This is a genomic window from Hydrogenovibrio sp. JE_KL2, assembly GCF_009296185.1.
GTDB lineage: Bacteria > Pseudomonadota > Gammaproteobacteria > Thiomicrospirales > Thiomicrospiraceae > Hydrogenovibrio.
In genome coordinates, this window is record NZ_WBJR01000004.1 from 170,089 (window position 1) to 190,908 (window position 20,820).

At 43.4% G+C, this 20,820-nt stretch carries 22 protein-coding genes; 10 read left to right on the plus strand and 12 right to left on the minus strand.

The genetic code is table 11. The annotated features are described in order from the left end of the window. Nucleotides 1-2: 2 nt before the first annotated feature. From F8R13_RS08565 to orn, 7 genes are all read right to left on the minus strand, one after another. Nucleotides 3-1,847 (minus strand): lipopolysaccharide assembly protein LapB, encoded by a 1,845-nt coding sequence (locus F8R13_RS08565; protein WP_152833613.1) that lies wholly within the window; start codon nt 1,845-1,847, stop codon nt 3-5. Next, entirely contained in the window at nt 1,848-3,569 is a 1,722-nt protein-coding gene (locus tag F8R13_RS08570) for a type II secretion system protein GspD (protein ID WP_152833615.1), read from the minus strand. After that, entirely contained in the window at nt 3,566-4,903 is a 1,338-nt protein-coding gene (locus F8R13_RS08575; protein WP_152833617.1) for an ExeA family protein, read from the minus strand. Before F8R13_RS08575 ends, F8R13_RS08570 begins: the two co-directional genes overlap by 4 nt. Before the next feature lie 194 nt (nt 4,904-5,097). Next, complete coding sequence (gene ilvC / locus F8R13_RS08580; protein WP_152833619.1) at nt 5,098-6,114, minus strand: ketol-acid reductoisomerase; 1,017 nt, start codon at nt 6,112-6,114, stop codon at nt 5,098-5,100. Nucleotides 6,115-6,146: 32 nt separating this feature from the next. Then, a complete protein-coding gene (gene ilvN, locus F8R13_RS08585; RefSeq protein WP_152833621.1) occupies nt 6,147-6,638 on the minus strand; it encodes an acetolactate synthase small subunit in 492 nt (163 codons plus the stop codon). Nucleotides 6,639-6,648: 10 nt separating this feature from the next. Then, on the minus strand, nt 6,649-8,352 hold the full coding sequence (locus F8R13_RS08590; RefSeq protein ID WP_371414933.1) for an acetolactate synthase 3 large subunit: 1,704 nt from the start codon (nt 8,350-8,352) through the stop codon (nt 6,649-6,651). A 302-nt stretch (nt 8,353-8,654) separates the two neighbouring features. Then, entirely contained in the window at nt 8,655-9,215 is a 561-nt protein-coding gene (gene orn / locus F8R13_RS08595; RefSeq protein WP_152833623.1) for an oligoribonuclease, read from the minus strand. Between the two features lie 213 nt (nt 9,216-9,428). On the opposite strand from orn, the gene F8R13_RS08600 reads away from it, so the two are divergent. From F8R13_RS08600 to F8R13_RS11495, 9 genes are all read left to right on the plus strand, one after another. Continuing rightward, complete coding sequence (locus F8R13_RS08600) at nt 9,429-10,679, plus strand: M48 family metallopeptidase (RefSeq protein ID WP_152833625.1); 1,251 nt, start codon at nt 9,429-9,431, stop codon at nt 10,677-10,679. A 36-nt stretch (nt 10,680-10,715) separates the two neighbouring features. After that, nucleotides 10,716-11,057, plus strand: a complete 342-nt coding sequence (locus F8R13_RS08605) for a 4a-hydroxytetrahydrobiopterin dehydratase (protein WP_152833627.1) — start codon at nt 10,716-10,718, stop codon at nt 11,055-11,057. Between the two features lie 5 nt (nt 11,058-11,062). Beyond that, a complete protein-coding gene (rsgA, locus tag F8R13_RS08610) occupies nt 11,063-12,115 on the plus strand; it encodes a ribosome small subunit-dependent GTPase A (protein ID WP_152833629.1) in 1,053 nt (350 codons plus the stop codon). 337 nt (nt 12,116-12,452) lie between these two features. Next, on the plus strand, nt 12,453-13,037 hold the full coding sequence (locus tag F8R13_RS08615) for a YeeE/YedE thiosulfate transporter family protein (protein WP_152833631.1): 585 nt from the start codon (nt 12,453-12,455) through the stop codon (nt 13,035-13,037). Nucleotides 13,038-13,049: 12 nt separating this feature from the next. Then, nucleotides 13,050-13,625 carry a DUF6691 family protein gene (locus F8R13_RS08620; protein ID WP_152833633.1) on the plus strand — a complete coding sequence of 192 codons (576 nt, stop codon included), beginning with the start codon at nt 13,050-13,052 and terminating at the stop codon, nt 13,623-13,625. A 227-nt stretch (nt 13,626-13,852) separates the two neighbouring features. Next, nucleotides 13,853-14,122 carry a c-type cytochrome gene (locus F8R13_RS08625; protein WP_253806404.1) on the plus strand — a complete coding sequence of 90 codons (270 nt, stop codon included), beginning with the start codon at nt 13,853-13,855 and terminating at the stop codon, nt 14,120-14,122. A gap of 73 nt (nt 14,123-14,195) precedes the next feature. Beyond that, nucleotides 14,196-14,645 (plus strand): isoprenylcysteine carboxylmethyltransferase family protein, encoded by a 450-nt coding sequence (locus F8R13_RS08630; RefSeq protein WP_152833637.1) that lies wholly within the window; start codon nt 14,196-14,198, stop codon nt 14,643-14,645. A gap of 116 nt (nt 14,646-14,761) precedes the next feature. Beyond that, nucleotides 14,762-15,766 (plus strand): tryptophan--tRNA ligase, encoded by a 1,005-nt coding sequence (gene trpS / locus F8R13_RS08635; protein WP_152833640.1) that lies wholly within the window; start codon nt 14,762-14,764, stop codon nt 15,764-15,766. An 85-nt stretch (nt 15,767-15,851) separates the two neighbouring features. Further along, on the plus strand, nt 15,852-15,989 hold the full coding sequence (locus F8R13_RS11495) for a hypothetical protein (RefSeq protein ID WP_172967741.1): 138 nt from the start codon (nt 15,852-15,854) through the stop codon (nt 15,987-15,989). Nucleotides 15,990-16,030: 41 nt separating this feature from the next. Here the strand turns inward: F8R13_RS11495 and F8R13_RS08640 are convergent, their stop codons facing one another. Next, nucleotides 16,031-17,608 (minus strand): SulP family inorganic anion transporter, encoded by a 1,578-nt coding sequence (locus F8R13_RS08640; RefSeq protein ID WP_152833642.1) that lies wholly within the window; start codon nt 17,606-17,608, stop codon nt 16,031-16,033. A gap of 112 nt (nt 17,609-17,720) precedes the next feature. On the opposite strand from F8R13_RS08640, the gene F8R13_RS11500 reads away from it, so the two are divergent. Then, entirely contained in the window at nt 17,721-17,885 is a 165-nt protein-coding gene (locus F8R13_RS11500) for a hypothetical protein (RefSeq protein ID WP_172967742.1), read from the plus strand. Nucleotides 17,886-17,983: 98 nt separating this feature from the next. On the opposite strand, the gene F8R13_RS08645 is transcribed toward F8R13_RS11500, so the two are convergent. From F8R13_RS08645 to F8R13_RS08660, 4 genes are all read right to left on the minus strand, one after another. Further along, entirely contained in the window at nt 17,984-18,295 is a 312-nt protein-coding gene (locus tag F8R13_RS08645; protein ID WP_152833644.1) for a pyrimidine/purine nucleoside phosphorylase, read from the minus strand. A 68-nt stretch (nt 18,296-18,363) separates the two neighbouring features. Then, nucleotides 18,364-18,813: a DUF2721 domain-containing protein gene (locus tag F8R13_RS08650; protein WP_152833646.1), complete on the minus strand. Its 450-nt coding sequence runs from the start codon at nt 18,811-18,813 to the stop codon at nt 18,364-18,366. 41 nt (nt 18,814-18,854) lie between these two features. Next, complete coding sequence (gloA, locus tag F8R13_RS08655) at nt 18,855-19,250, minus strand: lactoylglutathione lyase (RefSeq protein WP_152833648.1); 396 nt, start codon at nt 19,248-19,250, stop codon at nt 18,855-18,857. Between the two features lie 70 nt (nt 19,251-19,320). Further along, nucleotides 19,321-20,595, minus strand: a complete 1,275-nt coding sequence (locus F8R13_RS08660) for an O-acetylhomoserine aminocarboxypropyltransferase/cysteine synthase family protein (protein ID WP_152833650.1) — start codon at nt 20,593-20,595, stop codon at nt 19,321-19,323. Nucleotides 20,596-20,820 lie beyond the last annotated feature (225 nt).

The window sequence follows — 20,820 nt, forward strand, 5'->3', positions numbered from 1 at the left end:
CGTTAGTGCTCCCCACTGAGAAATTGATTTAGCACCACCAGCCGCTTTTTAATACTATCGGTATTAAACGCAAGTGAGCTTTCTGATGCCTTTGACAGTGCTTCGTCATAATATTGTTTTGCAAGTCGATATTCGCCAAGTTGATCCAAGCTAACCGCTAAATTTAATACATAAATCGGTTGACTTGAATTGTGTTGATAAGCTTTAAAGTAGTAAGACTGTGCAGTGACCCAATCCTTTCTCTTGGCATAGGCATTCCCCAGCGCAAACGTGATTTCAGGATCATTTGGACTCGCTTCTTCCATACTTTTCAGTTCATCAATTGTTTGCTGATTGCTGTTCTCCAACGATTGGATACTCAAAATCGCCTTTTGAGCGAGTTGATTGCCCGGCTCCAATACCAAAACTTTTTGGTAATAGCCTACAGCCTTATTTTGTTCTCCCAATTGCACAGCAACTGCACCCAACCCAAAAAGAGCAGGCAGGCTGTTTGGTTCTTCTTCATAAGCCTGCTGGTAATAACGCCTTGCCGTCTGCCAGTCAGAACGTTGATATGCCTTGAATGCCATGGAAACCGTACTCTCTTGCTCACGGCTAACGATGGTCATTTTGGGCGCCACCTGTTTAGTTAACTTTTGGTCAACCAATTCCGTTTTCTTATGACCAACTTGCTTTTGAGTGTTTAAAGGCGCTTTATCAGCTTTAGGTTCAACACCTTCTTTCAAAACGCTACTTTCAATGGCTTTGTTTGGAGCCGTCTCCGTTAGGGCAGAATCCCTTTGTTTTAGTTCCTGCGGCGATGATGACAACGTGGTTTTTGCCTGTAACTCAGTATGTGAAGGCACTTTCTGTTCAGCAATTCTTGGTTTACTCAAAACTTGATAGCGTTGCAAATCTGAATCTACCTCCAAGGACTGCTGATCGAAGTAAAACATTGCATAATAAGCCAGCCCCAACAGCACCAAAATACCGCTGAAAAAGTAGAGTCGCCATTTGCTTGGAAGGTGAGATTTCTTGTTGATTAAGTGTGGCAAAATCAGTCTGGTTTTCTTTTGCTGACTTTCAGTGGAGCCGTAACGTTGGTAACCGGGAATCTGTTCAAGACTCCAATCATGCTCTTGACTCTCATTTGTTGATACCGGCTTCTCTTGTGAACCAATAACCTTAACTGAAGCCTCGGGCTCGCTATCTTTATCTACTTTATCTCCAGGCAAACTTTGGGAACGTAGCGCTTCCCATGAATCGGGGATGGCGTCCTCATACTCGTCTTTAAGTGAAGATTCTGTGGTGTTGCTGACATCGGTCTCATCATAACTTATGTCAATAGCACTTGAGGGGGTATTGGAATCAAATTCAGATACTGCCAAACGCGTTTCCAAATCATCTGAAACTGCCGGCTTAGTTTGAGTAGCACCCTGTAATCGAAATGCTTCCCATTCGTTTGCTGTTGCCTGATTATGAGTTTCTTGCTGAACCGTATCTTCAATTTCGTCTGAATCGGTAGAAATGGGATTCTCAGCAATTTCAGTTGATGCTACAAAATCAGCATCATCAACATTTATCGCTTCCTGCGAAACTATTGCGTCTTGCGTAGCATGGATACTATCTAGCTGCTTCGGCTGGTCCACTTCAAAATTGAATTTTAAAGACAGAGGTTCTTCAAAACCGCCATCGTTATCCTTGTTATCAGTCATTTCAGACAAAGAACCCGAAACATTGGCATCAACATTTTCTGTGCTTGAAGACATCAAAACTATCGGTTCGACAACTTCATTATGTGCCGATTGGCTAGCCTGCTTCTTTTTCTCTTCAGCGGCTTTCTTTAATGCTTCAAGCAGGACACTCATCTAACTCGACTTCGTCTTAAGAAATTTTCTGACTGATTTCAGGTCCCCATTATCAATATCAGGATTATTCACGATAATGGGACGAATAAAGATAATAAGCTCGGTCTTTTTCACCGTATCATCTCTATAGGTAAACAAATCCCCTAACCACGGAATTGAACTCAAAAATGGTACACCTTGTTTTTGATTGTCATGCGTGTCCTGGATCAATCCACCAATGATCGCTGTTTGCTTATCTCTAAGTTTCAGAACGGAATCCATTTCTCGCTCCTGAACGATAGGAATTTCGCTTTTTACATTTTGCTTGGCAAGTTCAGGATTAGGATCATTCACATAACCCACAATTCGTGAAAGTGTAGGTCTCACATTAATCGAAATTTTGCCGTCATCTGAAATAAACGGGGTCATGTTCATCATGAAGCCCACAGGAACAGTATGCACCGTCGTTTCAAAAGTGGTGCTCTGAAGACCATTACTGATTTGTGAGTCTACTTCAACCGTGAAATACACTTGGTTTTTAACCACTTTCAACATGGCTGATTGATTATTCATTGCCATAATTTTCGGACTTGAAAGCACCTTGGTATTACCAAACTGCTGCAACATCTTCAGGTCAAACATCCCATTGGACAATGAGAGATTAAAGAAAGGAGCATTAGACAGGTTCAACCCCAATAATTTCTGTGATGCGGAATTGCTGCCACTCACTGCCGACCAGTCAACACCCGCCTGATATTGATCGTTTAACTCAACCTCAACAACAGTCGCTTCAATCAACACTTGTTTGGATGTGCGATGCATCACTTTATCCAGATAACGTGAGATTCTTTGTTGGCGATTTCTCATGGTATAAACCGATACTAGCCCGGCTTCTTTGTTAACAACAACGTTATCTGGGTTCTTAACTTTAATATCGGTTACAGAATCAGTGGTCGCGCCCGAAGCACTTGTATTTTTAGTCAACGAGCTACCATCTATGCCCGCGGCAGATTCCTCATTTCGGTTGCTATTATGTACTCGAATATTTTTAGAAACTTCAGGCCCCAACTGCGCCATCGAAGCAATATTGTTTACCAACGCGCCCCAAAAATCATTAGTCGTTTCAACATTCATACGAAATTCACTGGCTTTTGCCTCGCCAGAACTGGAGCCGTTACCAATATCACCTACCGACATTTTCATCACGGTCGAATCCTTGACCTGTTTGCTGACGTTAACATAATCAACACGGTAAGTATGCCAATACGGCGTGTCGGGGCGAATACTAATGGTTCCATTCGACAACTCATAAACAGCCCCAACCTGCTCGGTAATTCTTTTTAAAATCTCATCCAAAGGTTGGTTAAGCGCATTGATCGTAACCTCCCCTTTTACATCCTCAGACAAATCGAGTTGTTTCTTAGCATCCACCGATAAGTTATAGAGCAGATCATTCACAGGAACCTTTACCGCAGACACGCTGTAAAGCTTTTTAACAACACCAGTATCTGGATTAATATTAATTGCCTGCACGCCAACCAAATTTGGAATCGGCGCATCCATTTTGCCACCTTCATTCCCCTTTAATGTTGGCTTAGTCGTCAAGTGCCCTTCAAGATCAAAGTCTTTAGACAATGGCGGTGCAACCGGATCCCGCTTGACAGTTTGGGATGTACTGCATGACTGCAATCCAAAAATTAGAATGGATAGCGTAAAGATTTTCGTTTTCATCATTAATTTCATAGTGCAGCCTTTAACTGCTGGACAGTTAGTACGCGTGAAGCCAATTGCGGCATTTCCTTGGAGAATTTTTCTTGTAGCGTCTTAACCGCTTTTTGTGAGAGGTTGCTAATATCAAAAAATGTCAGGGTTTCAAAATGATTCTTACTCAGATCAAGGTTCAACAACACATACACCTTGGATTGCTGGCCTTGAGGCACTTTTGACATAACTTCTTTGTACACGGATTGAAAACCATGAATATGGTCTCGTGACAACAGAAGCAACTCGCCACTATTGGGCAACTGTTGCAGGTATTGGAATGCCGACATATTGAGTCGATAGAGCTCTTTAATGGTTTTGGCATTAGTATCGGTCTTCTCGGACAACTCTTTGATTGATAAGATTTTTGAAGTCACGGGCATTTGACTGACGTTTTTCGGAACATCAACTGTACCGTACCCTTTTTGCCATACAAATGCCATCACGCTTAATGAAACCAACAAGCCTCCAAAAACAACCGCGTATCTTAGCCAGATGCCTGTACCTTTATTAGAGGTAGACGAATAACCTAGTGTTCTAAGGTGTTTTTTATTAACTTGTATAGCACCGTCACTAAACGCCGCCATCAGAAGTTTATCCGCTAACAAATTGATCGCTCTTGGAAAGCCCCCCGATATTTTCCACACCTGCTTCGCAATCTGGTTGGTAAAGACATCTTGATCCAATCGCCCGGCAACACGCATTCGATAGTTCAGATACATCAGCACTTCATTACCATTCAATGGCGGAAGGGTTAACTCCGCTGCGATACGGTCTTTTAGAGGTTTGACTCGTACATCATGAAGGGTCGCATCCAATTCAGGCTGACCAAACAAAACCATCTGCAAAAGTTTGTCGGTTTCTGTTTCCAAGTTTCCAAGCAAGCGCACTTCTTCCAATGCATCTAAAGTCATTGACTGAGCTTCATCAACCAACATGACAACACGCTTACCTTGAGCATAAGCTTCAATCAAACGCGTCTGCAAACGTTTAACAAGATCATGCTTGGTATCTGTGGAGTCATAAGAAATTTGTAATTCACTACAAATGAACTTTAAGAAATCGATTGGAGATAAATTAGGAGAAGAAATATAGATATTTTGATAGTGCTTGGGAAGTTTTTCGACCAACATGCGCAACATCATTGTTTTGCCGATGCCGACTTCACCCACCACCTTAACAATGCCATCCCCTCTGAGAATCGAATACAACAAAGCTTCAACCATTTCTTCTCGGGAGGCTTGCTTGTAAAAATACGACAAATCTGGGGAAATTTTAAAGGGAAGTTCTTTTAAACCGAAAAAGGATCGATACATGCGCTCATTTACATCTAGATATCAGGCCTTGGAAATTAAACCCGGCCCAAAATAATTATAATTTTATACGTCAATTTACCCTAAAGTGTTGGTGCTTTCAATCCTTCTTTATGAGCAATGCTAAATTAACTTCATAAACGCCAGACATAAAAAAACCGCCCGTAGGCGGTTTTTCACAAAGCATTGATAAGAAATTAGTTTTTCTCTTGGTCAACGATTTTGTTAGCTGCGATCCAAGGCATCATCGCACGTAGTTTGTTACCCACTACTTCGATACCATGTTCTGCATTCAAACGACGCATTGCAGTCATTGAAGGATAGTTTGATTGACCTTCCAAGATGAATTTCTTAGCGTATTCACCAGTCTGGATGTCTTTCAACGCAGCGCGCATTGCAGCACGAGACTCGTCGTTGATAACGCGAGGACCAGTCACATACTCACCATACTCAGCATTGTTAGAGATAGAGTAGTTCATGTTCGCGATACCACCTTCGAACATCAAGTCAACGATTAGCTTCAACTCGTGCAAACATTCGAAGTATGCCATTTCAGGTGCATAACCAGCTTCAACCAAAGTATCGAAACCTGCTTTAACAAGCTCAACCGCACCACCACAAAGAACCGCTTGTTCACCGAACAAGTCAGTTTCACACTCGTCACGGAAAGTTGTTTCGATGATACCGGTACGACCACCACCAACACCGCTAGCGTAAGAAAGAGCGATGTCTTTTGCACGACCAGAAGCGTCTTGCTCTACAGCGATCAAGTCAGGAATACCACCACCACGAACGAATTCAGAACGTACAGTGTGACCAGGTGCTTTAGGTGCAATCATGATAACGTCCAAATCTTTGCGAGGCTCGATTTGGTTGTAGATGATAGCGAAACCGTGAGCAAATGCTAGAACAGCACCTTGCTTGATGTTTGGTTCGATTTCTTCTTTGTACAACTTAGATTGGAATTCGTCAGGCGTCAAAATCATAACCAAGTCAGCATTTGCAACCGCTGTTGCAACATCAGCAGTTTTCAAACCGTAACCTTCTGCTTTCTTGATAGATGAAGAACCTGCACGTAAACCAACAGTTACGTCAACACCAGAATCTTTCAAGTTCGCTGCATGAGCATGACCTTGAGAACCAAAACCGATAATCGCAACTTTCATGCCTTGGATAATGGACAAATCACAATCTTTATCGTAATAAACTTGCATTGTTTTTCCTTAACTTACTCAATTGTTAAAATTTATAAATGTAATGATTTTTCACCACGCATCAGACCAACGACGCCGGAACGAACTGTCTCGACAATCACACCTTGATCCAACGCTTCGATAAACGCGTCTAGTTTTTGGCTTTCACCGACCAACTGAACCGAATAAATACTGGCTGTAACATCCACAATGGTGCCACGGAAAATATCCGCCAAGCGTTTTACTTCTTCACGCATTGCACCTGTTGCTTTGACTTTCACCAACATCAACTCTCTTTCAATATGAGAACCTTCGGTAATATCGACAACTTTGATAACGTCGACCAAGCGATTCAAATGCTTGACGATTTGCTCAATCTGGTAGTCGTTACCGTAAGAAACCAGCGTTAAACGCGAAATGGTTTCATCTTCTGTCGGTGCCACAGTCAAAGTCTGGATATTGTATCCACGAGCAGAAAACAACCCGGCAACACGAGATAGTGCGCCAGATTCGTTTTCCATTAACATCGAAATAATATGCTTCATCTTATCACCCCTACACCAAGATCATTTCATCTAGCCCAGCACCAGCAGGAACCATTGGATAAACGTTTTCCTGTTGATCGGTGATAATGTCGACAAATACAAATTTATCTTTGTTTTTATCTGAGAATACTTCTTCCAATTGCGCTTTCATGGTGTCAGGATTATCGATGCGAACACCGACATGCCCATAAGCCTCTGTCAGCTTCACAAAGTCAGGCAACGAATCCATGTAAGACATCGAATAGCGTCTGTCATAGAAGAATTCCTGCCATTGTCTAACCATTCCCAAGAAGCCGTTATTTAAACAGATGACCTTGATAGGCAAACCATATTGCATACAGGTAGAAAGCTCTTGAATATTCATTTGAATAGAGCCTTCACCTGTCACACAGATAACCGTTTCATCTGGGAAAGCAGCTTGCACGCCCATTGCAGCAGGCAAACCGAATCCCATTGTTCCCAATCCACCGGAGTTAATCCAACGTCTTGGTTTATTGAAGCGGTAATACTGAGCGGCAAACATTTGGTGCTGACCAACATCAGAGGTAACGTAGGCATCACCTTTCGTCACTTCCCACACGGTTTGCATAGCTGCTTGAGGCTTGATCTTGTTACCAATTTGTTCGTAACGTAAGCAATCCGTTGAACGCCAAGTGTTGATCTGCTCCCACCAAGATGCCAATGCTTCAGCATTAGCTTCAACTGGATGCTTGCTCAACAAGTTCAACATTTCGCCTAACACCTGTTTAACAGGCCCAACAATTGGAATATCTACAGCAACGTTTTTTGAAATAGAAGCCGGATCGATATCAATATGAATAACTTTAGCATCAGGACAGAACTTCTCAAGATTGCCTGTCACTCGGTCATCAAAACGCGCGCCAATCGCAATAATCAAATCAGAGTTATGCATGGCCAAATTGGCTTCATAAGTACCATGCATTCCCAACATTCCGACAAATTGAGAATCATCTGCAGGAAAAGACCCTAACCCCATCAAGGTATTGGTTACAGGGAAGTTCAACTTACGAGCCAACTCAGTCAACTCATAGGAAGCATCCCCCAAAACGACGCCACCACCGGTGTATAAAATCGGTCTTTCTGCCGACATCATCATCTCGATGGCTTTTTTAATCTGTCCACTATGGCCTTTCGTCACAGGTACGTAGGAGCGCAAACTAACTTCTTGTGGATATTCATAGTTGCTTTTGGCGTTTTGTACATCTTTCGGGATGTCAACGACAACAGGGCCAGGTCGGCCTGTCGTGGCGATGTAAAAGGCTTTTTTGAGCGTCATCGCAAGATCATTAACATCCTTGACCAAGAAGTTGTGTTTGACAATCGGTCTTGTGATCCCAACGGTATCGATTTCCTGGAATGCATCCAGACCAATCAACGCAGTCGGCACTTGCCCGGTAATAACAACCAACGGAATCGAATCCATAAATGCCGTTGCGATTCCCGTAACGGTATTGGTTGCTCCCGGACCTGAAGTCACAAGCGTCACTCCTGGTTTACCTGTAGAACGAGCAAAGCCATCCGCAGCATGTACGGCAGCTTGTTCGTGACGCACCAAAACATGTTTCAGTTTTTTAGCGTCAGTATCAAGAGCATCATAGATCGGCAAAGCAGCTCCACCAGGATACCCCCAAATATACTCTACTCCCTCATCTTCTAGGTAATGTACTAGAATCTGAGCACCAGTTAATTCCACAACAACGGTCCTCCATATAAAAGCATCCGAGCCTGACTTTTAAATGCTTGTTTTGCAAAGCAAGCCGAATGCTTCCAACTAAAAAATTTTTCAAACAATTTCTTACAAAAATTTGTGTAAGAAAAGTGAACAATTATATAACAAAACCTTATGACAGTGAACGGCAAATTGGACAGGAATGTGCTTAACCAAGCATTTTTCAATACTCAGATCAAAATTCCCAACGCCAATGACTGCCGGAAGTGAAAATAACAAGATAGGTTTTCGTAGCAAAGAGGCATTATTTTCTCTTGGGTACGAGATTATTCAACACCTCGCGCCTCTTCGATAAACATATGTTTACGATAATGCTTTAACTCATCAATCGACTCATAAATATCGTCCAAAGCCAAATGTGCACCTTTCTTTTTGTGCGACGAGTAAACTTGTGGAATCCATCGTCTGGCAAGTTCCTTCAGCGTTGAAACATCCAGGTTTCGATAATGGAAGAAACTTTCCAATTCAGGCATCTGCTCAATCATAAAGCGACGATCCTGGCAGATGCTGTTTCCGCACATCGGTGACTTTCCTTTTGGCACCCAGTCTTTAAGAAACGCCATTGTCATTTGCTCTGCTTGCGCCATGGAAATCGTGCTGTCTTGCACACGCTTGGTCAACCCTGAATTTCCGTGGTGAGTCGTACACCACTCGTCCATACCATCCAAATAATGTTGCTCGGTTTGAATAGCGATAACAGGCCCTTCTGCCAGAACTTTGAGTTCAGCATCTGTCACAACCGACGCAATCTCCAGAATTTGATCTGTTTTGTGATCCAACCCTGTCATTTCTAAATCTATCCATATCAGGTTGCTTTCAGACTTCATGATCCACCATCCACTTTTGAGCCCCTATTTTCTTCACGCTCACAGGGCTTTTAAACTAAAATAAGTCAAATATTAAACGCTATTGCACTTTCTCTCAAGGAAGCATTAGCCTTATAAAACGAAATCTCCAGTCAATCTGAAGGTTATCTTGAAAAACTTTTTCTTGTCACTATAAGAAAATAGTCTTTAAAACTAAACAATTAAACGATCATTATGACCACTTGGATAACAATCGCTTTTCTACTCACGCTCGCTCTGAATTTTTTAATTGAGCTTTGGCTGAACATTAAAAATCAGTTTTATATTTCTTCTCATAGTTCAACCGTGCCAGAAGAATTCAACGAAGTTGTCAATCTTGAAGCACATCAAAAAGCGGCCAATTACTCAAGAGCCAAGCTACAGCTTAGTCGATTCATCTTATTTTTTGACGCTGCCGTGCTGCTTTTCATGACATTGGGCGGCGGATTCCAGGAAATATATAACTATTGGCTTGGAACAGAGCTTTCCCCGATTTGGCGCGACACTGCCTTCTTGCTTTCCACCTTCTGGTTTTTATCTTTGCTGCATTTGCCTTTCAGCTGGATTTCAACTTTCAAAATCGAGCAGGAATTCGGGTTCAATAAAATGACACCAATTAAGTTCGTCAGCGACCTTCTCAAACAATGGGCATTAATGCTGGCACTAGGTATTCCACTTATCTGGGTAATCTTAACCGTCATGACGGCTTATTTTAATGAAGCATGGTGGCTATACACTTGGGTTATCTGGATTGCCTTCAACCTTACCCTGATGTGGGCTTACCCTAAATGGATTGCGCCTATTTTCAACAAATTCACCCCTCTTGAAGAAGGTGAAATGAAACAGCGCATTGAAGCCTTGTTGCAAAAAACTGGTTTTGAATCCAACGGCATTTTCGTAATGGACGGTTCATCCCGTTCCGGGCACGGCAACGCTTACTTCACCGGCTTTGGCAAAAACAAACGTATCGTTTTTTTCGACACCTTATTAGAAAAGTTGTCGCCTGATGAAGTGGAAGCCGTACTTGCCCATGAACTTGGGCACTTCAAACACGGTCACATCAAAAAAATGATGGCAGAATCCTTCATTCTTAGCCTTGTCGGCTTGGCGTTACTGGGTTGGTTAGTACAGCAATCCGTTTTCTACACCGGCTTGGGAATGACATCACAAACACCAGCCGCTGCTTTGCTGTTGTTTGCGACAGTGGTACCAACTCTATTCTTCTTTTTAGGGCCAATCAGTGCCATCAGAAGTCGTAAAAACGAATTTGAAGCCGATGCTTTTGCAGCCCAACACGTTGGCGCAGAACATCTAATTTCCGCTTTATTAAAAATGTACCGTGACAACGCCAGCAGCTTGACACCTGATCCAAGCTATTCGGCTTATCACGACAGTCATCCACCGGCTAAAATCCGTATTGATCACTTAAAATCTTTACAAAAATAAAAACTATAAACCCTACACAATAGGAATTTGAACGCGATGCAAAACGATATCCCATTAAAAGACCAATCTTGTGAAACCATTGCACCAGGTAGCAAAGCGCTAATCATCCCAACCATTGAAAGCCTAGTTGCTCAAATGGAAGGTTGGGAAGTTCCTTTGAACTACATCACGCTTGAAAAAACCTTTAAATTCAAGAACTACCACCAAACCGTTTCTTTTGTGAATGCCGTCACTTGGATTGCACATAAAGAAGACCATCACCCTGAGATTTGTTTTGGCTACAATGAATGCAAAATTGTACTGACGACACACACAGTAAAAGGCCTTAGCCAAAACGATTTCATTGTTGCCGCCAAAATTGACGCCCTATTGGATTAATTCTTTTGTCAAAACGTAAACTGACTAAACAACAACAAAAACGAGTCAATGAAAAACGGCTTGATCCTGTAAACGACTCGCAAATTGTTGTGTCTGATTCACCCCACAATGAAAGCAATGCACTACTCGGGGCACCGGAACAAGGGTTAGTCATCACCAATTTTGGTAAACGCATATTGGTGGAAGCCAATGATGGTAGCCTCGTCAACTGCGCAGTGCGCCAACACCTTGGCAAACTGGTCGCAGGAGACATAGTGACTTGGCAAACGGATATTGAAGAAAACACAGGGGTTGTCACTTCTCTCAACCCAAGAAAACAAGAACTCAGTCGTCCGGGTTTTCGTGGTCAAACACGAATGGTTGCATCCAACATTGATCTATTAGTGATTGTCGCCCCCATCACCCCAGGAATTCACCCTGACATGATAGACCGTTATCTGGTCGTTGCTCATCAACTTCAACTTCCTACAATTCTTGTCATTAATAAAACAGATTTAATCCAATCGGATGAACAATGGGAGCTGATTGCCGAAACCCTGATTCCTTATGATGAGTTGGGCATTGAAATCTATCCGGTTTCAAGCGAAACACAAGACGGCCTAGAAGATTTAAGAGAAGCATTAATTGCCAAAAACAGCGTATTTGTGGGCCCTTCCGGTGCAGGAAAGTCTTCTTTGATTCAAACCCTGATTCCAGACATTGAAATCAAGATCAACAACTTGTCGGAATCGACCGGACTTGGTAAACACACGACCACCAATAGCATCCTGTATCACTTGCCGTCAGTGCATGGCGAAGAGAATGCCGGCAACATCATAGACTCCCCTGGGGTCAGACTCTTTAGCCCTGCTCCTTGTGAGTTACATGAATTGGAACAGGCTTATCCTGATTTCCAACCATTCCTAGGTAAATGCAAGTTCAACAACTGCACCCATCAGAACGAACCGCAATGCGCTATTCGTGATGCCGTTGAAAACGGCGATATTCACTATAGCCGATACCACAGTTTTCAGCGTTTGCTAGAGGAGTTTTCCAATAGCAACACCCCAGGTCGATAAACTCCATTAAAGCCACCTTCAAAAGGTTTTATAGCCTTAAAAGTTGTTCGAATTTGCTACCAGAATTGAGACACCGTAAAAAGCGAACATTACCCCTAAAATGCCTAAAATCCAGCCTAGAAGCACTATTCCAAAGTTAAATTGCTTGCCTTGAATACGTAGAACCAGCCAAGTTATCAACGATAAAACCAAGGCCAGCGCCAAAAACCTAAAAACCATCATCTTGTCTCCCCTTTGCTTATGGGTATAATCAAGCTTTTCATAATATTCTTGCTCACTAATAAAAGAATATACTTAATAAAAACTATAATTGATATTATTTAAAAGGGTTCTCATAATGATTCGACCTGGTGAATTTACCTGGCTAAAAGGCGGGATCGCACTTGCGCTTGTTGCTGCTATTGCGACCATTCTAGTCAAACCAATCGGCGTTTCCACTCAATTCGTTGTTACCGACACCATCATCTGGAAAACATTTGACAAAGACATTGTTCAAGTGACGGAAAAAGACGGCAAACAACACTATTCAAGTCCGAACGACTATATCAATAAAGCGAGAGGAAGTTACGGACACAGTGCCAGCAATCCTATCAATTATAGCTTCGTCTTTGTTCTATCAATGATGTTGGGCGCAATGCTTTCATCGGTATTTGGTGGCCCTAAAGCATCCAAAGAAGAAAAACAAGTTCCTGAAGCCTTTCAAAAGCGCTATGGATTCAACCCCAAAAAGCGTTATGTCTTTGCGTTTATCGGCGGAGTATTTACCCTGTTCGGTGCCCGTATGGCGGGCGGCTGTACTTCCGGCCACATGATTAGCGGCATGTTGCAAACCGCAGTAAGTGGTTATGTCTTTGCCTTTGGTGTCTTCCTCGTTGCTATCCCGACTGCACTGTTGGTTTATGGCATTAAGAAGAAAGCTTAAGGAGAAGCAGCAATGGAAATTTTACTAGCAATTATTCTAGGAGCTGCTTTTGGAGCAGTACTTCAACGCATTGGGGCAACAAACCCGAATCACATTATCGATATGTTAAAACTGACCGATATGAAGCTGGCCAAAACCATTCTTATGGCAATTGGTCTTGCCTCTATTATCGTATTCACGGTTAATGCAATTGCACCACAAACCGTTCATTTCAGTGTTAAAGCAGCCTATTTGGGTGTATTAGTCGGTGGTATGATTTTCGGTATCGGTTTTGCCGTAGGTGGACTTTGCCCAGGAACATCTCTGGCTTCAGCAGCTGAAGGTCGTAAAGACGCAATGTTCTTCGTTCTTGGCGGACTTTTGGGTTCATGGTTATTTGCCATCGCTTACGAGCACATCAAAACCACAGACATCTATCGCACCAGCTTAGGCGGTAAGTCTGCATTGGCGGAAGGCGTATTCCGCCACGGACATGAATACCATGCCATCATCGGCTTCATGTCTGGAACAGTTACAGCAGTTGTAATCGGCATCATCTTCATCATTATTGCCGCCAAAATGCCTAACGCGCTACGTAAAGAAGACTAGTCTCCAACCTCAACTAAACCCATGCCGGTTCAAGCATGGGTTTAGCACAAACCCTCGATATTCCCTCTTTCACCCTATATTAAAGATTGCTTAATACTTCAATCTTGACTAGAATCCCGTTTTCGTATGTAATTACGGTCAGGGTAAAACCCGAATACTTTTTAAGTGCTTAGGAGAGTACAATTATGAAAAAACTATTGGTTGCTTTAGCTACTACTGGTGTAGTAATGTTCGGCGCCACTGCACAAGCTGCTGGTAACGCTGCAGCTGGCGAAGGTACTTTTGGTACTTGTGCTGGTTGTCACGGTGCTGACGCTCATGGTGGTGTAGGTCCAAAATTGGCTGGTTTGAAAGCTGATGAAATCGTTAAATTGCTTCACAAGTACAAGTCTGGTGAGCAAATGGGTCCTATGACTTCTATGATGGCTCCAATGGCTGCTGGTCTTTCTGACGCAGACATCGAGAACGTAGCTGCTTACATCGCAACTCTAAAATAATATCTTTGTTTTAGATGCTACGAGAAAGCCGCTTTTTAGCGGCTTTTTTATTACCTGAATTTTTGGAAACCCCATGCTTCAGAAACTTGCGCACCCTTTTATTTCCTACACTTTGGTTCTCGGTCAATTTGCATGCATTTTTGTATTACTTATACTGGCTCCCTTATTTAGCACGAGCCTATGGCTACTTGTGCAATTAAGTGCTATTGGTTTAGGACTTTGGGCAGTCGCTACCATGCACTTAGGACGGTTCAACATCGTTCCCGATCCAATGCCAAATGCCCAACTGGTGATGAAAGGACCTTATCGTTGGATTCGCCACCCTATGTATTCGTCTCTGCTGGTTTTCTTTTTCCCAATGGCAATACAAACCCAGAATCCCATCACATGGTTATGCTACGGTCTGTTGCTTATAGACCTTTTGCTTAAACTCCATTATGAAGAACGGCTTCTCATACAAACATTTGCAAACTATCCTGATTATCAAACCAAGAGCAAAAAGTTAATCCCCTACCTTTTTTAGCCCTGCTTGTTTTTCACACCTAACGACAAGCTCAACATGCTTTCAAAAACCCTGTAAACATGCGAAAATAGCCGCTTTATTTTTGTAGCATTTGACCAAAATAAGTGAGATAAATCATGAGCAAACCTATTTTATTTAGTGGAATCCAGCCTTCAGGCGATTTAATGATCGGTAACTACATCGGTTCCATTAAAAATTGGGTAAAAATGCAGGATGATTACAACTGCCTTTTCTCTCTGGTCAACATGCATGCCATTACGGTTGAGCAAGACCCTGCCGTGTTGGCAAAACGTACGTTGGACTTTGTCGCGCTTTACTTGGCTTCGGGCATCGACCCAAACAAGAGCACCGTTTTTATCCAATCTCACGTGCCTGAACATGCCGAACTGGCTTGGGTATTGAACTGCTCAACCTACATGGGTGAGTTGAACCGCATGACGCAGTTTAAGGACAAGTCTCAAAAACATGCCCAAAACATCAATGTAGGATTGTTCGATTACCCGGTATTAATGGCGGCTGACATCCTACTTTACCAAACAGAAATGGTTCCGGTAGGCGCAGACCAAAAGCAGCATTTAGAACTGACACGCGATTTGGCGGTGCGTTACAACAACCGTTTTGAAAGAGAAATCTTCAAGGTGCCTGAGCCATTTATTCCACCTGCAACTTCCGGCGGGCGCATCATGAGCTTGCAGGATCCGACCTCTAAGATGTCTAAATCTGATGAGAACAAAAACAACTTCATCGCACTACTGGACGACCCAAAAACCATCGTCAAAAAGTTCAAGAAAGCACAAACGGACTCTGGATCAGAAATCACCTATGACGTTGAAAACAAGCCAGGTGTATCAAACCTACTAACAATCTACTCCGTTATCAGTGGCAAGACCATTGATGAAGTGATTCAGCACTTTGACGGCAAGATGTACGGTCATTTGAAAGTAGAGTTGGGTGAGTTGGTGGCAGAATACCTAAAACCAATTCAAGACGAGTTCTACCATTTACGTAACCATGAAGATGAGCTGAGAAACATCCTGCGCAAGGGAGCTGAGCAAGCACGAGAACAAGCACAACAGACGTTGAAAGCTGTTCATGAAGCCATCGGTTTCGTATTACCGTAACAACTCGCTAATACCTTAAAATATGCCAGGTTGGGGTACGAAACACTCCAGTCAGACTATTTAGAAACGAATATCGGGAGACAATATGGGCTGGTCTGCTTGGGCTTTAGATCATATCTGGTTGGTTGCCGGCGGCAGCTTGGCGATTAGTATCGCGCTACATTTCGCCATTGTTTGGTTTTTCAAACGCTCCGGTGTGAAATCTCCTACCTCAGATAAATAAAAAGCGGGCATTGCCCGCTTTTTTAATGTCTTTTCAAATCCTTATTTACCAAGTGATACATGGTAATGCGGGTCTTCAGACACATTCACTTCAATCAGCTCTTGCGCATCTGACAACAGCACCTGGCACTCTGGACTCAAGTGCTTCAACACCAATTTCTTGTTGGCTTCCTGATAGCGCTTCGTCAAGCTATCAATCGCTTCCACACCCGTGTGGTCGTAAACACGAGAATGCTGGAAATCAATCTGCACGCATTCAGGATCGTTGTTCACATCAAACATCTCAACAAAGTTTTGTGCGGATGCAAAGAACAGCGGACCATGAACCTTGTAGATTTTAGCGATCTTACCGTCTTTCTCGACAATAGAACTTTCCAACATGATACGTTGCGCGTGTTGCCAAGCAAACACCAACGCAGACACAATCACCCCGGCAATCACCGCCACAGCCAAATCGAAGATAACCGTCAATGCCGTTACCAAAACCATCACGAACGCATCGGCTTTGCTCATGCCGCGCATGATATTCCAACTTGACCAGTTGAAAGTCGCTATCACCACAAAGAACATCAAACCAACCAATGCACCAATCGGCACATCTTCAATCAATGGTGATGCCACCAGTACGATTATCAGCAAACCTAACGCCGCAGAGATACCCGACAAGCGTCCAATACCACCGGAGTTGACGTTGATCATAGACTGACCAATCAACGCACAGCCCCCCATCGTACCGACTGCACCAGACACGCAGTTTGCCGCACCCAGCGCAACACACTCTTTGTTACCTTGGCCGCGCGTTTGGGTAATGTCGTCAATCAATGTCATTGTCAGCAAAGACTCGGTGGTTCCGACGATGGTTAAAATCACCGCATACGGCAAGACAATCCAAAGCGTATGCAAACTAAAGAAGTCTGCAGGTAATAAGCCCCACCAGCTCGCACCTTGGAAACCACCCTCAATACCATCACCAAAAATCAACGACTCCAATGTCCCGTGTACAGAAGCTTTATCCCCTACAGTAACGGTATTGATGTCAAACAACATCACCACCACTGTTACCAGAACAATTGCCGCCAATGCCGATGGCACCGCCTTGGTTAAACGTGGTAGCAAATAAATAATTGCCATGGTTGCCGCGATGATTGCAATCATCGCATAGAGTGCATCGCCATTTAACCAGTGACCCGATGCATCTTTAAATTGCGTGAATTGCGCCATGAGAATGACCAATGCCAGCCCGTTGACAAACCCGAGCATAACCGGACTTGGCACCATTCGGATAAAGCGCCCCCACTTCATCACCCCGATAATGATTTGGAAAACCCCCATCAGAATAACCGCGGCAAACAAATAATGTGCGCCATGTTCCATGACCAGATGCATCATGACTACCGCAAGTGAACCGGCAGCGGCAGAAATCATCCCTGGACGACCGCCGAACATTGAGGTGATAAACCCGACGATAATCGCAGCAAAAAGCCCTACCAATGGATGCACGCCGGCCACAAAAGCAAATGCCACCGCTTCCGGCACCAATGCCAGAGAAACGGTTATCCCGGATAAGGTATCGGCTTTATACTTACGCCAGTCAAAGCCATTCGCGACTGCATCACTCATTAAAGTCATCCTTTTTTAAATTTTATTGGGTGCAAATTCTAACAGAAAGCAGGTAGACTAGCGAATCAAGAGGGAAATAAGCCTGTAAATTCGATAGGTGAAGAGACTTTTTATGGAATACATCAATGAGATTGCAATCGGTGCTGTCGTGGTACTGTTAGGCGCGCATTTCGGCCTGCACTTTTACTTCAAGGCCATCAAGAAAAAACAAGATAAACAACGTGCTGCAAAGCGAGCTGCCCAATCGAGAGAACCCCACGTAGAAAAGTCTGAGTAATCTCATACCCAACCTGGCAGATTTTCACTGCCAAAAACAAAAAAGGCGAATCAACCGATTCGCCCTTTAAACATTTGAAACCTGTCGGCTTACACGGCTTACAAATAAGAACAGCAATAATCCGCAACTGTCTTCACTTTAATGCCGAATTTCGAGTTTCCAGGCACTTCAAAAGTTTCGCCCGCTGGAATCGCCTTCCACTCAGTTTCACCTGGCAACAGCACTTCAACATCGCCTGCCAACATTTCCATAATTTCAGGCGCTTCAGTACCGAACTCATAATCACCCGGTAGCAAAATACCCAAGGTCTTCTTCGAACCGTCAGCAAACAATAACGTGCGACTGGTGACCTTACCATCATAATAGATATTTGCCGCTTTAACGGCCGTGACATTATCAAATTGAGACATTGTTTTTCCTTAGTGTCTTAAAGCACCTGAAAGGTACCCTGTTGAAATTGGAGCGAATTATAACGAAATCAACTTTTACTAGCCATAAAGATTTCTGCCAGAAATAAAAGCAACGAAACAATCAGGCAAAACATGGCGAAGACAAACAGAATTGAAATCAATGCCGCCGCATGGAAGGAAAACAGCGTGCTTAAAAACATCACCATAATCACCAACGCCACCCACAAACCTGTCATGGTGCAAAATAAAATCGATAAATTCACGTTTCGAGAGCGTTTGTGCAAACGGTTTTGCTTGCGTCTGACTGCATCCGAACGGCGATCAATCGGGCTTTCGGCGCGATGGGCAATTAGAAAGTTTTCCAAACTTTCCACCTTGTCTTTGATGCGGTTCAACCGATTAACCAGAACGTTCAACAACCCACTAACCCCCGCCAAAAGAAATACGGGCGCAACCGAGAGTTGAATGAAATGTGAAACGACATTGACAGAATCGCCTGTCATAATTTGATCAATCATCCTAAACCGTCCTCAACTTAGTGAACCTTAACTGAGTAACCTTAACCGCGAACGTGATTTTCGCCAATGAACTCTATCTGATAACCGTCAGGATCTTCAATAAAGGCAATAATCGTAGTACCTGCATTCATCGGCCCTGCTTCGCGGATCACCTTTCCGCCTGCCGCTTTTACCGCCTCTGTCGTTTTGTAAACATCCGGTACTTCTATCGCGATGTGACCATAACCGCTTCCCAAATCGTAAGATTCGACGCCCCAGTTATACGTCAGTTCAAGCACGGTATTGCTGTCTTCATCGCCATAACCCAAAAATGCCAAAGTGAACTCTCCAGCAGGGTAATCTTTCTGACGCAACAGCTTCATGCCCAATACATTAGTATAGAAATCAATCGACTTCTGTAAATCACCCACTCGTAACATTGTATGTAGCAATCGCATTGAATTTTCTCCTTACTAAAGGGCGGCTTACGGCATAAACCACCCAATGAAACTTAATTAAACCGCTGCCTTAGCCAACTTTAGCCAACGCCTGCTCGATATCCGCAATAATATCATCGATATGCTCGATACCGATCGACAAGCGAATCAAATCTTCAGAAACACCCGCTTTTGCTAATTCTTCTGGATTCAATTGACGGTGAGTCGTCGTTGCCGGGTGGCATGCTAAAGATTTCGCATCCCCAATGTTTACCAGACGCAGAATCATCTGCAATGCATCAATAAACTGACCACCTGCTTCACGCCCGCCTTTGATACCGAAACTTAAAATACCTGACGCACGCCCTTTAGTGATTTTTTGACAAACGGCATGATATTTATCATTACTAAGTGCTGCATAGTTCACCCAAGAGACTTTTGGATGTTGTTGTAGATATTCAGCGACCTTTAAGGAATTATCACAGTGACGTTCCATGCGTAAGCCTAAAGTCTCCAATCCTTGCAACAACAAGAACGCGCTATGCGCAGACAAGGCCGCACCGGTATTACGCAAAGGTACAACTCGGCTACGCGCGATAAAAGCCGCCGCACCAAACTGCTCGGTGTAAACCACGCCATGATAAGAAGGGTCAGGCTCATTCAGCATCGGGAAACGTTCTTTGTGAGCGACCCAATCAAACTTACCGGAGTCAACAATCATCCCACCGATAGTCGTACCGTGACCACCGATAAACTTGGTCAATGCATGAACAACAATGTCCGCTCCAAAATCAATTGGACGACACAAGTAAGGCGTTGCTACCGTGTTATCAACAATCAACGGAATACCATGTTTATGCGCAATATCGGCCAGCTTGGCAATATCGACCACATTGCCGGCTGGATTACCGATAGATTCACAGAAAATCGCGCGAGTCTTATCGTCAACCGCCGCCTCAAATCCTTCATAATCGTCTGCCTTAATCATGCGAACTTCCAAACCTTGGCGAGGTAAGGTATGCGCAAATAGATTATAGGTTCCACCATAGAGCTGGCTAGTGCTGAGAATATTGTCTCCCGCCTGCGCAATGGTTTGAATTGCATAAAGAATTGATGACATCCCTGAAGCAACAGCCAATCCCGCAATACCGCCTTCCATTGCCGCTACACGCTTTTCAAGCACATCACAGGTCGGGTTCATCATACGGCTGTAAATATTACCCGGCACTTTCAGGTCAAATAAGTCGGCACCGTGCTGCGTATCATCAAACGTATAGGAAGTGGTTTGATAAATCGGTACTGCCGCCGATTTAGTGGTACTTTCCGATTCATAACCGTGGTGCAATGCAATAGATTCCAGTTTCATAGCTATCCTTCTCTTCGTTAAGTTGAGCCGCACCAGTACAAACCTGGAAAATTCCAACCAGATTTAGTGCGTTGTATTTATTATGTTTTTACCAAAAAACACTTCAAATGAATTTTTTTCATCTAAGTATGTAGAAAATTAATACTTATTTTTCAATAACATAGATTAAATCAGAACCGTCATAGTAAAGAGATTTAGAGTGACTGTCAAACCTCTTCTCACCAT

Bases quoted from the DNA above. Each gene is read 5' to 3' on its own strand.
- F8R13_RS08565 (WP_152833613.1), bottom strand. From the start codon at position 1,847: ATGAGTGTCCTGCTTGAAGCATTAAAGAAAGCCGCTGAAGAGAAAAAG.
- F8R13_RS08570 (WP_152833615.1), bottom strand. From the start codon at position 3,569: ATGAAATTAATGATGAAAACGAAAATCTTTACGCTATCCATTCTAATT.
- F8R13_RS08575 (WP_152833617.1), bottom strand. From the start codon at position 4,903: ATGTATCGATCCTTTTTCGGTTTAAAAGAACTTCCCTTTAAAATTTCC.
- ilvC (WP_152833619.1), bottom strand. From the start codon at position 6,114: ATGCAAGTTTATTACGATAAAGATTGTGATTTGTCCATTATCCAAGGC.
- ilvN (WP_152833621.1), bottom strand. From the start codon at position 6,638: ATGAAGCATATTATTTCGATGTTAATGGAAAACGAATCTGGCGCACTA.
- orn (WP_152833623.1), bottom strand. From the start codon at position 9,215: ATGAAGTCTGAAAGCAACCTGATATGGATAGATTTAGAAATGACAGGG.
- F8R13_RS08600 (WP_152833625.1), top strand. From the start codon at position 9,429: ATGACCACTTGGATAACAATCGCTTTTCTACTCACGCTCGCTCTGAAT.
- F8R13_RS08605 (WP_152833627.1), top strand. From the start codon at position 10,716: ATGCAAAACGATATCCCATTAAAAGACCAATCTTGTGAAACCATTGCA.
- F8R13_RS08615 (WP_152833631.1), top strand. From the start codon at position 12,453: ATGATTCGACCTGGTGAATTTACCTGGCTAAAAGGCGGGATCGCACTT.
- F8R13_RS08620 (WP_152833633.1), top strand. From the start codon at position 13,050: ATGGAAATTTTACTAGCAATTATTCTAGGAGCTGCTTTTGGAGCAGTA.
- F8R13_RS08625 (WP_253806404.1), top strand. From the start codon at position 13,853: ATGTTCGGCGCCACTGCACAAGCTGCTGGTAACGCTGCAGCTGGCGAA.
- F8R13_RS08630 (WP_152833637.1), top strand. From the start codon at position 14,196: ATGCTTCAGAAACTTGCGCACCCTTTTATTTCCTACACTTTGGTTCTC.
- trpS (WP_152833640.1), top strand. From the start codon at position 14,762: ATGAGCAAACCTATTTTATTTAGTGGAATCCAGCCTTCAGGCGATTTA.
- F8R13_RS11495 (WP_172967741.1), top strand. From the start codon at position 15,852: ATGGGCTGGTCTGCTTGGGCTTTAGATCATATCTGGTTGGTTGCCGGC.
- F8R13_RS08640 (WP_152833642.1), bottom strand. From the start codon at position 17,608: ATGAGTGATGCAGTCGCGAATGGCTTTGACTGGCGTAAGTATAAAGCC.
- F8R13_RS11500 (WP_172967742.1), top strand. From the start codon at position 17,721: ATGGAATACATCAATGAGATTGCAATCGGTGCTGTCGTGGTACTGTTA.
- F8R13_RS08645 (WP_152833644.1), bottom strand. From the start codon at position 18,295: ATGTCTCAATTTGATAATGTCACGGCCGTTAAAGCGGCAAATATCTAT.
- F8R13_RS08650 (WP_152833646.1), bottom strand. From the start codon at position 18,813: ATGATTGATCAAATTATGACAGGCGATTCTGTCAATGTCGTTTCACAT.
- gloA (WP_152833648.1), bottom strand. From the start codon at position 19,250: ATGCGATTGCTACATACAATGTTACGAGTGGGTGATTTACAGAAGTCG.
- F8R13_RS08660 (WP_152833650.1), bottom strand. From the start codon at position 20,595: ATGAAACTGGAATCTATTGCATTGCACCACGGTTATGAATCGGAAAGT.